We start from the raw sequence: 11,950 nt of genomic DNA, 5'->3' as shown, positions 1-11,950 counted from the left end.
TGGCCCGCGTGCGCCAGCACGCTTCGTGAACTGACTGTCGCCGACTGTTTGACCACAACGAACGAAGTGAGTGGCGGGAGTTTCGGCGACGGGCCATGAAACCAGTCAGCGCAGGGGAGTCGTCGCCCCGCCAGGGGCGATGACCGACCCGGCCGGCGAGCCACAGCCTCCCCACCCACGCCTTTGCACGCTCGATCAAGCCGCCGCCAGCCGCCCCGGCTTGTCCATCTGCGCCGACACCAGCACGACCCCGAGCGCCAGCACCGCGACGCCGGCGCCGAGCCAGCACAGATCGGTGAGCGGCCGGTCGGCGGCGATCAGCAGGCCGCCGAGCCAGGCGCCGCCGGCGTTGCCGAGGTTGAAGGCGCCCTGGTTCAGCGTCGAGGCGAGGTTGGGCGCCCCGACGGCGGTGTCGAGCACCCGCACCTGCGCGGCCGGGCCGATCGCGAACGAGACGATGCCCCAGACGAACAGCGTCACCATCGCCGGCAGCGCGAAGGGGGCGGTCCACGAGAACGTCAGCTGCACCAGCGCGATGCAGGCGAACAGGCCGGCCATCGCCGGCATCAGCCGCCAGTCGGCCAGCCGCCCGCCGAGCAGGCCGCCCACCGTGATGCCGCCGCCGAACAGCATCAGCGCCCAGCTGATCTGGTCGGGCGAGAAGCCGGTGACGTCGCGCAGGATGTAGGCGATGTAGGTCAGCACGGTGAACATGCTGACCGAGGCCAGCGTGCTGATCAGCAGCGAGCACTGCACCTGGAAGCGGGCGATCGCGCGGAACTCGCGCAGGATGCTGCCCTCCTGCGCGGGCAGCGCCGACGGCAGCCAGCGCCACAGCGCGGTGATCGCGACCAGCCCGATGCCGGTGACGGCCCAGAACGTCGAGCGCCAGCCGGCCGCATGGCCGAGCGCGGTGCCCAGCGGCACGCCGAGGATGTTGGCCACCGTGAGGCCGGTGAACACCAGCGAGACGGCCTGCGCCCGCTTCTCGTGCGGCACCAGCCCGGCCGCGACGACCGCGCCGATGCCGAAGAAGGCCGCATGGCAGAACGCGGTGACGACGCGCGCGACCATCAGGAACTCGTAGTTCGGTGCGATCGCGCACAGCGCATTGCCGAGGATGAACAAGCCCATCAGCGAGACCAGCGCCCGCTTGCGGTGCCACTTGGCGGTGAGGATCGCGAGGATCGGCGCGCCGATCGTCACGCCGAACGCATAGCCGGAGACCAGCATGCCGGCCACCGGCGCCGTGACGCCGAAGTCGCGGGCGACATCCGGCAGCAATCCCATGATCACGAATTCGGTGGTGCCGATGCCGAATGCGGCGGCGGCCAGGGCGAGCAGGGGAAGGTTCACGGGAGGGGGAGCGCGTGCGGAGGAAGCCCCGAACTCTACGTGGAAACCCGAAAGTCCGTTCGCGCCGGGAGATGCCTGGATGCCGGCCGAAGTGGGTGGAAGTGCAGTCGCAATGCAGGGAGGCAGGCCATCCGTCTGGAATTGCTGCATTGCGATCTGACACACAGCTTGCGCTCCCACACGGGGGCGTGAACCAGGGAGGGAATCCCCACAAAGGGTGACCCATGTTTCAAGAGCGATTCGAAGCGTTGATGGCGGGCTTGGCCGCGAGCCTGGAACTGGATGATCTGCCGGACCTGTTCCACAAGGGGCTGATCAACGTGGCCGGCACCGACGTGTTGCTGGGCTGTGCGCCGGACGGATCCGTCCGGATGGTGCTCGATCTCGGACCGCTGCCGCAGCATGAGCCGGAGCTCTTGCGCCGGCTGCTGCAGTTGAACCTGCGGCGTGCCGATGACGCACCGCTCACGCTGGCGCTGCACCCGGTGACCGGGCACATCGTCGGGGTCGCGCTCGTGGCGCCCGAGATCCTCGAATCGCCGGAGGCCTTGTCGACATGGTTGCTGTGGCAGGTGCCGTCGTGGGTGGCTCGCCTGAAGGCTGATCTGCAGGCCACCGAACTCGCGGCCGGCGGCGAGAGCCCGGCCGGCGCGTGGCATGCGCAAGAGGTGCTGGCATGAAGGAGGCACGCTCTTCGTACGGAACGCGGCGGCCTGGTCTTGGTGCAACCAGCCGTACCTCGGCGTCTGTCAGTGAATCATCCGACTCGGCGATCACGATGGAAAGCGGAAGCGCGGATGGGTTGAACACTCAGAGCTACGCCGAATTCGTCGCGGTCTATGCGCAGCGTGGCGACTTGGCGCCGGTGCGGCGCTTCGGCGCGCTGGAAGCGTGCCCCTTCCAGACGCAAGCGGAACGCATCCTCGGTGCGGACGTTCCGGCGACGGAGGTGGATCTCCTGGAGGCGCACCTGCAGCTGTCCGCAGAGATCCTCGACCGCATTGCACCTCTGTGCGCCCGCAAGGCGCGCGCGTGGGTCGAGGCCGGCCTCCTCGTCGTGGGGGAGGCCGGCACCAAACTGGCCCGGACCAAGAAGGAGTCGACCGTCGGAAAGCGACAGGCACGGTCCAAGAAGCTCGCTGCCCGCGTGCGGCGCCAGGCGGCCCGTGTCGGCATCACGGGTGGCTCCCATGCCTTCAATCCGCAAGCCCCGGGTGATGTGCTGACGACCCGAAAGCATCGCATCAACTACCTGGTGAATGGCGCGATCCTGGCCATGAAGCTGGGAGCGGCGGCCTCTGGTACTGAGGTCGGACAGCTGATCTCGGGGGTCGGCGAACTCGCCTCCCTGGCGACGCTGGGCTGGCACGGGGCGACCATCGATGGCGTGCTGCTGACCAAGCTGTCGACCATCCAGCAGGCGCAATGCAAGGTGCTGCTGAATTTGGCGGCGGCCGAGACGGTACTGCGCAGCTGGCTGGCAGGCGAGCGGCCTGACCCGCAGCTCGGCCTGCAGGCGATGGAGTTCTGGTCGGCCGTGGCGGCCTGGCCCGACAGCGCTGCCGTGATGGCCGCGACTATCCACCAGTACCACGCCGAGCATGGGCGCAAGCCGGAAGGCTCGCTCTGGATGGCCGATCGCACGGCGAAGCGCAACATGGCCGACGCGCAACAGGCGCAGGGGGGCTGGTTGCGGGACGTTCCAGGGGCGGCTGCACTGGGCATGGCCGCGATCGGCAGAGCGGCGCTCTACATGCTGCACGACTCGGCCATGCTCGGTGTCGCCGGGCCGTTCGGCATGATGGCGGGGCCGTTTGACGTGTTCCAGGGCTGCAACGAGCACACGTGGGCCAAGCTGACGATGCAGCAGTTCAGCTGGCGATTCGAGCAGCTGTCCAAGCTCGAGGCGGAGGTCGGGGAAGATCCGGTGCATGCAGCGATTCTGCTGACCGCAATGATGTACTGCGACCGCAAGATCGGCATCGCGAATACCGAGAGGCTCACCGCCATCAGCCGCATCCTCAATGGGATCGTGCGCGGCGGAGGTGGGACCACGTCGCTGTTGGCGATGCTCCTGCCGCTCCTCGGCATCGGCGTCGCAGCGATGGGCAAAGCCTCCACGGTGGTGGTTGCGGTAGCCGCGATGATCTTCTCGGCGCTGCTGGCCTACCGCCAGCACCTGCGGGCACAGGAAGCCCATGCGCAGAAGGAGGGCGAGCGCAGCAGCAAGGCCCTGAAGGCCACGCGCGACTTCGAGGCGCTGTGCGACAGCTTCATCAAAGGCTTCCAGACCACCCGCGGCAAGGGCAAGTTCGTGAACGGCGCAGTGGGCTACAGCGGGCAAAAGACGACGAGCTATGGCCCCGGCGGGAACGAAGTGCTGGCGTGGGAGGTCATGGCGCGCGAGGTCACCGAAGGGTTCCGGGATGGCCAGCCGCTCAGCTTCTCGATGAAGATGATGCTGCATCTCGGACTCGTGGTGATGGATGCCGATCAACTGGAACACGGCGTGCTGGCGAAGCTGCATGCCGGCGATGAGGCGGGTGCGATGGATACCGTCGAGGGGGTGATCCGCAACCTGCTGGCGGCGCCCACCGCGCGCGCGGCTGAAGCCGTTCAGCCGGCGGTGTTCGAGACGGTCTTCGAGGTCGCCGAGGCGAATGCACAGCTGCTCGCTGGCACCGGGCGGCTGCCCTATGCCGAAGCGATCGCGCTCCTGATGTTCAGTTCGCGCAAGGATGGGGGGCTGGGCGTCGATCGCCCGGCATTCGAGAAGTCGATGAAGGTGCTGGCGCAAGGCTTCGACAAACGCGGCGCCAAGGCGGGCGTGGACGGTGTCTATCGGCGGATGCTTGACTTCAGTCGGACCCTCCTGCCGGTGGAGAGCGAATCACCGGCGCAGCGGCATCTGGGCACCTGGTTTCTTGCCGAAGAGCGCGCGTCGAAGCGGACAGGTTGGACCGGGGCGCTGGCGATGTCTCACTACCGGATCACGCAGCTGCTCGAGGAGGCGACGCTGCAGCAGGATGGCCCCTGGGCGGACCAAGTACGCGCGGCGCTCGATGCCCGCGTCGCACGCCGGTTGCACGGCAGGAGGTCCGGCGAAGACATGCAAATGGTGCGAGAGAAGGTAAAGGCGGTGCTGCTGAACGACGTGCGGGCGCTGCAGGCGGCCGGGGGGCTGGCCGGGTCGGCCGACAGGGTCGCGCAGGAGCTGTTCCTGGCCCTGGCACCGGTACCGGTATCTGCCAGCAAGACTGAGGACGAGGGTGTGGGTGAGAGTGAGGACCTGGGTTGAACTGGTTGGCCGTGCAGCCCGATCCCGAGGCGTCCGCGGCTGAGTTCCAATGCCCCCATGGACTCCGCACACGACACCGACCGCCGCCTCACCGCCCTGGAGATCAAGGCCAGCTTCAGCGAGGACCTGCTCGATTCGCTGAACGCGCTGCTCGCGCGCCAGCAGCAGCAGATCGAGCAGATGGCAGCCCAGATCGCCCTGCTGCGCCAGCAGGCCGCCGGCCAGGACGCCGGGCCGTTCCGCAGCCTGCGCGACGAGCTGCCGCCGCACTATTGACCGGAACAGCCGGGCTCTTGCCCCGCAGCTCCGGGGATCGCCATGTAGGCCGGCGCGCTCCAATGCCGGCATGCAGCCCGCTGCAAGCCAACGCTTCTTCGACGGAACCCGGCACCTCGCCGCGCACGACGCAGCGGGTGCCGAGGCCTGTTTCCGCGAGGCCATCGCGATCGAGCCTGAGCTGGGCGAGGCGCACGCCAACCTCGGCTGGCTGGCAGAGGCCGCCGGCCGCCTCGGCGAGGCCGACGACTGCTACCGCCGCGCGCTCGCGCTGCGGCCGCAGCAACCCACCATCCACCTGAACCACGCCGCGCTGCTGGCGCGGCTGAAACGCTTCGACGAGGCGCTGGCCGCCTGCTGGGCGGCCGTGCAGCTCGATCCCGAGGCGCCGGCCGCCTGGTCCAACCTCGGCGTGCTGCTCGCCCAGATGGGCCGGCACGGCGACGCCGAAGCCTGCTGCCGGCGCAGCCTGTCGCTGGACCCCCAATACCCGAAGGCGCACATCAACCTCGCCTACCTGTGCCTGCGCGACGAGCGCTGGGACGAGGGCTGGTCCCATTACGCGTGGCGCGGCTGGCAGCTCGACCTGGCCGGGCGCGTCACCTGCCCGCGCTGGCAGGGCGAGCCGCTGGACGGCCGCCGCGTGCTGGTCGGCCTGGAGGGCGGCTACGGCGACATGATCCAGTTCAGCCGCTTCGCCACCGTGCTGAAGCAGGCCGGTGCGCTGCGCGTCACGCTGCTGTGTCCGCCGCCGCTGCAGGCGCTGCTGGCGACGCTGGACGGTGTCGACGAGGTGCTGCCGGCCGACGGCCTGCTGCCGCCCGCGCACTGGGATTGCTGGACCTCGGCGACCAGCGTGCCGCGCCACCTCGGCACCCGGCCGGACGCGATCCCCGCCGCCCAACCCTACCTGCGCGCCGAGCCGGCGGCCGCCGCGCGATGGCAGCGGGCACTCCCGGCGAACGGCCTGCGCGTGGGCCTGGTCTGGAAGGGCAACCCCGCGTTCGAGAACGACGACGAGCGATCGCTGCCGTCGATCGACCTGCTGGCGCCGCTGGCCGCGTTGCCCGGCGTGCACTTCGTCAGCCTGCAGAAGGGCGCTGGCGAAGACGAGGCGCTGCGCGCGCCGGTCGCGCTGCACCTGGGCGGCGAGATCGACAGCTTCGCCGACACCGCCGCCATCGTGCAGGCGCTCGATCTCGTGATCTGCGTCGACACCGCGGTCGCCCACCTGGCCGGTGCGCTCGGCAAGCCGTGCTGGGTGCTGCTGCCGCAGCAGATGACCGACTGGCGCTGGCTCACCGGGCGCAGCGATTCGCCGTGGTATCCGGGCGTGCTGCGGCTGTTCCGGCAGGCGCAGCGCGGCGATTGGTCGCCCGTGGTGGCCGAGCTCGCCGCGGCATTGCGTGGGCTATCCTCGGCGAACCATGCCGTCCCAGCCGATCACCACCACACCGATCCTTGAGGTCACCGGCCTCGACGACGAGACGCTGCGCCGCGAGGTGATCGCTGGCGCCCGCCCGACCATCCTGCGCGGGCTCGTCAAGCACTGGCCCGCGGTGCGCCATGGCCTCGCGTCGCCGCTGGCGCTCGCGCAATACCTGGCCGACCACGACAACGGCAGCCAGGTGCAGGCGGTGATGACGCCGCCCGACCAGCACGGGCGGCTCTTCTACAACGCCGACATGAGCGGCTTCAACTTCATGCGCAACCAGCTGCCGCTGTCGACGGTGCTCGAGCAGGTGCTGCGCTACTCCGCCTTCCCGAACCCGCCGGCGGTGGCGGTGCAGAGCTCGCCGATCCCCGACTGCCTGCCCGGCTTCGTCGACGAGAACCCGCTGCCGCTGCTCGGGCGCAGCATCGTGCCGCGCATCTGGCTCGGCAACGCGATCACGACGCCGGCGCACTTCGACGAATCGAGCAACATCGCCTGCGTGGTGGCCGGCCGGCGCCGCTTCACGCTGTTCCCGCCGGAGCAGATCGGCAACCTGTACATCGGCCCGCTCGACCACGCCCCGACCGGCACGCCGATCAGCCTGGTGAACTTCGCGGCGCCCGACTTCGAGCGCTTCCCGCGCTTCCGCGAGGCGATCGCCGCCGCGCAGGTGGCCGAGCTCGAGCCGGGCGATGCGATCCTGATCCCGGCGCTGTGGTGGCACCATGTGGAGTCGCTCGCGGGCTTCAACATGCTGGTGAACTACTGGTGGCGCGGCGCGCTGGCGGCGGGCGACCCGGTGCCGTCGGCGCTCGACGCCCTGCTGCACGTGCTGCTGTGCCTGAAGTCGCTGCCCGCCGAGGAGCGCCGCGGTTGGGCCGCGATCTTCGAGCACTACGTGTTCGATGCCGGGCGCGACGCGGCGGCGCACATCCCGGCGAACCGCCGCGGCGCGCTCGGCGAGATGACGCCCGAGCTGCGCGAGCGGCTGCGCGCGCTGCTGAAGGAGCGGATGCGCTAGCTAGCGTGCCCTGCCGGCGCGGGGCAGCGTGAAGAAGAAGCTCGCGCCCTTGTCCTTCTCGGCGTGCACCCAGATCTCGCCGCCGTGCTTCTGCACCACGCGGCGCACGATCGCAAGGCCGACGCCGGTGCCGGGGAAATCCGATTCCCGGTGCAGCCGGCGGAACGGCTCGAACAGCTGCTGCACGTAGGCCATGTCGAAGCCGGCGCCGTTGTCGCGCACGCAGTAGACCAGGCGGCCGTCCTTCTGCGCCTCGGCGCTGAACGAGATCTTCGCGTCGTCGCGCTTGCCGGTGAACTTCCAGGCGTTCGACAGCAGGTTCTCCAGCGCGAGCCGCAGCAGGCCGGCGTCGCCGTCGGCCATCAGCGTGGCGTCGAGCTCGACCTGCGCGCTGCGCTGCGGCCACGCCGTCTGCAGCGTGCTCATGATGTCGCGCGCCATCGCGCCGATGTGCACCGGCTGCACGCGCACCTGGGCGCGCGTGACCTTCGACAGGCTGAGCATGTCCTCGATCAGCGCGTGCATGCGGTGCGCCGAGGCCAGGATGCTCTGCCCGAACAGCAGCGACTGGCCCTGCAGCGGCGGCGAGGCGTCGGCCAGCAGCATCTCGGTGTAGCCCTGCACCGCGCGCAGCGGCGCGCGCAGGTCGTGCGAGACCGAGTAGGTGAAGGCTTCCAGCTCGCTGTTGGCCTCCTGCAGCTCGGCGGTGCGCTGCTGCACGCGGCGCTCCAGGCTCTCGTAGACCGCGACGTTCTCGAACGCGAGCGAGGTGCAGTCGGCCAGCGCCTGGATCAGCTCCACCTCGTCGGGCGTCGCGTCGTGCGTGTTCGCCCAGTAGTTGCCGATCGCGCCGATCGGCGATTCGGCGCGGATCGGCACCATCACCAGGCTCTTCACGAAGGTCGGCCGGTAGGCGTCGTGCGGGATGCGCGGATCGAGGTAGATGTCGGGGATCGCGACCGCCTGCCCGTTCAGCATGGCCCAGCCGCTGATGCACGAGGTGAGCGGGAAGCGGCTGCCCTTCCAGAGCGGGCCGATCGCGTCCTCGTCGACGTAGTGGCAGAACTCGCCGTCGCGCATCACGACGGTGGCGCCGTCGGCCTGGTTCAGCTGGCGTGCGCCGCGCCGCACGATGCGCACGATGGTGTCGACGCTGCGCGCGAGCGACAGCTCCTTCACCAGGTCGACCAGCAGCGCCCGCCCGCGCGTGAGCCGGGCCAGCCGCTCGGCCTCGCGCGCGTCGTGCAGCCGGCGCAGCGCGCTCGGCAGGCGGAACAGCTGGTCTTTCGGGACGTAGTCGGTGGCGCCGGCCTCCAGGCAGTGCTCGGCCCAGCGCGGATCGGTGTTGCCGCTGACGAAGATGAACGGCATGCCGGGCCGGCGCTGCCGCGCGACCTCGAGCGCCTGCAGGCCCTCGATGCCGGGCACGCGGTTGTCGGAGAGGATCGCGTCGAAGCGGGTGTTCTCCATCGCCTCGAAGAACTGCTCGCTGGAACTGACCGTCACCCAGTTCGACCGGATGTCGAGCCGCGCGACCTCGCGCTGGACCAGGTCCGCGTCGAGCGTGTCGTCTTCCAGGTGAAGGATCTGCAGGGCTTGCATGTCGTGCACCTCCTTGAGAGACGGATGGTAGCGAACCGCGGCACACTGTGCGGTTCCGGTTGAGACCAATGCCGCATAAATATGAGAGGGAATCGATGATTCGCCGGCCCGTGCGAGGGAGGGTGTCCGGGCTGTCGGAACGGTTGGCGGCCTGGCGCCGCAGCTGGCGGGCACGCCTGGCGCTGCCGGTGGGCGACCTGCTGCACGACGCCACCTACCGCCGGCTCTGGACCTCGATCCTGATCAGCTCGTTCGGCGGCCAGGTCACGATGCTCGCGCTGCCGCTGACCGCCGCGCTGCTGCTGCACGCCTCGCCCACGCAGATGGGGCTGCTGACGATGATGGAGACGCTGCCCTTCGTGCTGTTCTCGCTGCCGGCCGGGGTCTGGCTCGACCGGGTGCGCAAGCTGCCGGTCTACATCCTCGGTGAATCGAGCCTGGCGGTGGTCGTCGCGAGCGTGCCCTTCGCCTGGTGGATGGGCTGGCTCACGATGCCGTGGATGTACGTCGTCGCCTTCGTGATCGGCACGGTCTACACGACCGCCGGCACTGCCGCGCAGATCGTGCTGACGCAGGTGGTGGCGCGCGAGCGGCTGGTGGAGGCGCACGCGAAGAACGCGCTCGCCACCTCGGGTGCCGAGGTGGCCGGGCCGGGGCTGGCCGGCGCGCTGATCAAGCTGGTGGGGGCGCCGCTCGCGCTGCTGGTCGATGCGGCGCTGCTGCTGCTGTCGGCCGGCATCCTGCGCGGCATCCGCATCGTCGAGATCCGCCGCCCGCGCGCCGATGCGCACTTCTGGCGCGACCTGCAGGCCGGCGTGCGCTTCGTGCGCAGCCAGCGCCTGCTGATCGCGCTGGCGACCGCGGTGGGCCTGTGGCAGATGTGCCACCACGCGGCGCTGGTGGTGCAGATCCTGTTCGCGACCCGCACGCTGGGCCTGGGCGAGCAGGCGATCGGCCTCAGCTACATGGGCATGGGCGGCGGCACCATCCTCGCGAGCGTGTACGGCAACCGCATCAGCCGGCGCTACGGGCCGGGGCCGTGCCTGGTGCTGGGCTTCGTGATCTGCGGCGTCGGCTGGCTGGTGCTGGCGGYGGCGCCGGCCAACTCCTGGGGCGTGGCGGCCTTCGCGGCGATGCTGCTGTGCTTCTCGGCCGGCGCGGTGCTGATCTTCATCAACTTCCTCGCGCTGCGGCAGGCGGTGACGCCGGAGCCGCTGCTCGGCCGCATGACGGCGACGATGCGCTGGCTGATCCTGATCCCGGCCGGGCCGGGTGCACTGCTCGGCGGCTGGCTGGGCGAGCACGTCGGGCTGCGCGCCTCGCTGGTGTTCGCCGGCGCCTTTGCGCTGCTGGTGGCCGCGGTGGCGGGGCGCCATCCGGTCATCCGCAACGTGCGCGAGCTGCCGAAGCTGGAGAACGTCGAGGACTGGATGGGGGCGGAGGCGGACGTGCGGCCGGCGGCGGAGTGACGTGGCGCGGAAGGCGCGTGCGGGGAGGCTGTGGCTCGCCGGCCGGGTCGGTCATCGCCCCAGGGGGCGATGACTGCCCTGCGCTGACTGGTTTCATGGCCCGTCGCCCAAACTCCCGCCACTCACTTCGTTCGTTGTGGTCAAACAGTGGGCGACAGTCAGTGCACGAAGCGTGCTGCGCACGCGGGCCATGAAACCAGCCAGCTCCGGCGCCCCGTCCCTATTGGCGCTCCACAGCCTCCCCRCMCGCGCCTTTGGCCACCACCGCTCTTTGGGGAGGTGACAAGCGAACAAATGGGGGTTGAGCCCGGGTTGTCACCCGGGCGCGGTTTCCCGTCAGTCGTGGATCGCGCTGCCGGGTGAGAAGCGGTTCACCGCGTCGGTGATGATGCCGTCGATGCCGAGCCCCGTCAGCCGGCGCGCCTCGGCCGGGTCGTTCACGGTGTAGACCAGCGCGCGCAGGCCGGCGCCGTGCACGCGGGCCAGCACCGCCTTGTCGATCAGCCCGTAGTGCGTGACCACGGCGACGCAGCCGAGCGATTGCGCTTCTTCCAGCCAGCCGCTGCGCAGGCTGTCGAGCAGCAGCGCCCGCGGCAGGGCCGGCGCGCTGTCGCGGGCGGCCGCCAGCGCATCCGGCTTGAACGAGCTGAGCAGCGGCTGCACCGCCTCGCCGGCCCACAGCCGGGCCGCTTCGCGCGCGACGACGCGGCCGGTCTCGGCCTCGTCGCCCGGCGTCGGCTTGATCTCGATGTTCAGCGCGAAGCCGTTGCGCAGGCAGTAGCGGGCGATCGCCTCGAAGCTCGGGATCGGCTCGCCGGCGAAGCCGCGGCTGTGCCAACCGCCGGCGTCCAGCCGCGACAGCTCGGCCCAGCTGCGATCCGAGGCCAGGCCGCGCTCCGGCGTCGTGCGCTGCAGCGTCGCGTCGTGCAGCAGGAAGGGCACGCCGTCGGCGCTCAACTTCACGTCGCATTCGAACGCGCGGTAGCCGTGGCCGGCCCCGACGCGGAATGCGGCCAGAGTGTTCTCAGGTGCCAGCAGGCCCGCACCACGGTGCGCGACCCACAGTGGGTACGGCCAGGTGGTCATGCAGCGACCCGCTTGCCGCTTGCCGCATCGAACCAGTGCAGGTGCTCGGCCGACGGCTTCAGGTGCAGCGTGCTGCCAGGGGCCGGCGGCACCAGCGTGCCGTCGATGCGCAGCGTGAAGCCATGGTCGGCGATGCGGCCGTGCACCAGGCGCTCGGCGCCCAGCATCTCGACCATCTCGATCGCCAGCGGCCAGCCGCCGTCGTGCGCGACGCTCGCATGGCCCAGGTGCTCCGGGCGCACGCCGAGGATCAGCTCGCCGTCGCGCGGCGCCGCGTGGGGCAGGGGCAGGTCCACGCCGCCGAACGTGAAGCTCGCGCCCTGGGCGCGGCCGGTCAGCAGGTTCATCGGCGGCGAGCCGATGAAGCTCGCGACGAAGGTGGTGGCCGGGCGGGCGTAGACCTCTTC

10 protein-coding genes are annotated in these 11,950 nt (G+C 70.4%); 6 read left to right on the top strand and 4 right to left on the bottom strand.

The window, feature by feature from the left end:
* Positions 1 to 195: 195 nt before the first annotated feature.
* A complete protein-coding gene (locus tag AC1D1T_RS24590; protein ID WP_477841867.1) occupies positions 196 to 1,356 on the bottom strand; it encodes an MFS transporter in 1,161 nt (386 codons plus the stop codon).
* A 224-nt stretch (positions 1,357 to 1,580) separates the two neighbouring features.
* Here AC1D1T_RS24590 and AC1D1T_RS24585 point away from each other — a divergent pair, with 224 nt between their 5' ends.
* The 5 genes from AC1D1T_RS24585 to AC1D1T_RS24565 all read left to right on the top strand — a co-directional run bounded on the left by AC1D1T_RS24585 (position 1,581) and on the right by AC1D1T_RS24565 (position 7,386).
* On the top strand, positions 1,581 to 2,036 hold the full coding sequence (locus AC1D1T_RS24585) for a type III secretion system chaperone family protein (protein ID WP_477826433.1): 456 nt from the start codon (positions 1,581 to 1,583) through the stop codon (positions 2,034 to 2,036).
* Positions 2,033 to 4,654: a hypothetical protein gene (locus tag AC1D1T_RS24580; RefSeq protein WP_477992643.1), complete on the top strand. Its 2,622-nt coding sequence runs from the start codon at positions 2,033 to 2,035 to the stop codon at positions 4,652 to 4,654. The genes AC1D1T_RS24585 and AC1D1T_RS24580 overlap by 4 nt, the downstream gene beginning before the upstream one ends.
* Positions 4,655 to 4,711: 57 nt before the next feature.
* Positions 4,712 to 4,930: a SlyX family protein gene (locus AC1D1T_RS24575; protein ID WP_047505769.1), complete on the top strand. Its 219-nt coding sequence runs from the start codon at positions 4,712 to 4,714 to the stop codon at positions 4,928 to 4,930.
* Between the two features lie 70 nt (positions 4,931 to 5,000).
* The gene (locus AC1D1T_RS24570; protein WP_477826431.1) at positions 5,001 to 6,395 is read left to right on the top strand and encodes a tetratricopeptide repeat protein; all 1,395 of its coding nucleotides are present in this window, start codon (positions 5,001 to 5,003) and stop codon (positions 6,393 to 6,395) included.
* Complete coding sequence (locus AC1D1T_RS24565) at positions 6,358 to 7,386, top strand: cupin-like domain-containing protein (protein WP_477841863.1); 1,029 nt, start codon at positions 6,358 to 6,360, stop codon at positions 7,384 to 7,386. Before AC1D1T_RS24570 ends, AC1D1T_RS24565 begins: the two co-directional genes overlap by 38 nt.
* On the opposite strand, the gene AC1D1T_RS24560 is transcribed toward AC1D1T_RS24565, so the two are convergent.
* Positions 7,387 to 8,988, bottom strand: a complete 1,602-nt coding sequence (locus tag AC1D1T_RS24560) for a sensor histidine kinase (protein WP_465114041.1) — start codon at positions 8,986 to 8,988, stop codon at positions 7,387 to 7,389. It abuts the gene before it with no gap.
* A gap of 95 nt (positions 8,989 to 9,083) precedes the next feature.
* Between AC1D1T_RS24560 and AC1D1T_RS24555 the strand changes: the two genes are divergently transcribed.
* A complete protein-coding gene (locus AC1D1T_RS24555) occupies positions 9,084 to 10,457 on the top strand; it encodes an MFS transporter (protein ID WP_477992642.1) in 1,374 nt (457 codons plus the stop codon).
* Positions 10,458 to 10,793: 336 nt separating this feature from the next.
* Here AC1D1T_RS24555 and ugpQ read toward each other — a convergent pair whose 3' ends face one another.
* Positions 10,794 to 11,543, bottom strand: a complete 750-nt coding sequence (gene ugpQ / locus AC1D1T_RS24550; protein WP_477827786.1) for a glycerophosphodiester phosphodiesterase — start codon at positions 11,541 to 11,543, stop codon at positions 10,794 to 10,796.
* Positions 11,540 to 11,950, bottom strand: a 411-nt coding sequence (locus tag AC1D1T_RS24545) for a TOBE domain-containing protein (protein ID WP_477992641.1), incomplete at its 5' end; no start/stop codon positions are given. The genes ugpQ and AC1D1T_RS24545, both read right to left, overlap by 4 nt.

Source organism: Rhizobacter sp. P2_H3, assembly GCF_056403355.1.
The sequence above is the reverse complement of the archived record's forward strand: the minus strand, read 5'-3'. Positions and strand labels throughout refer to the sequence as shown.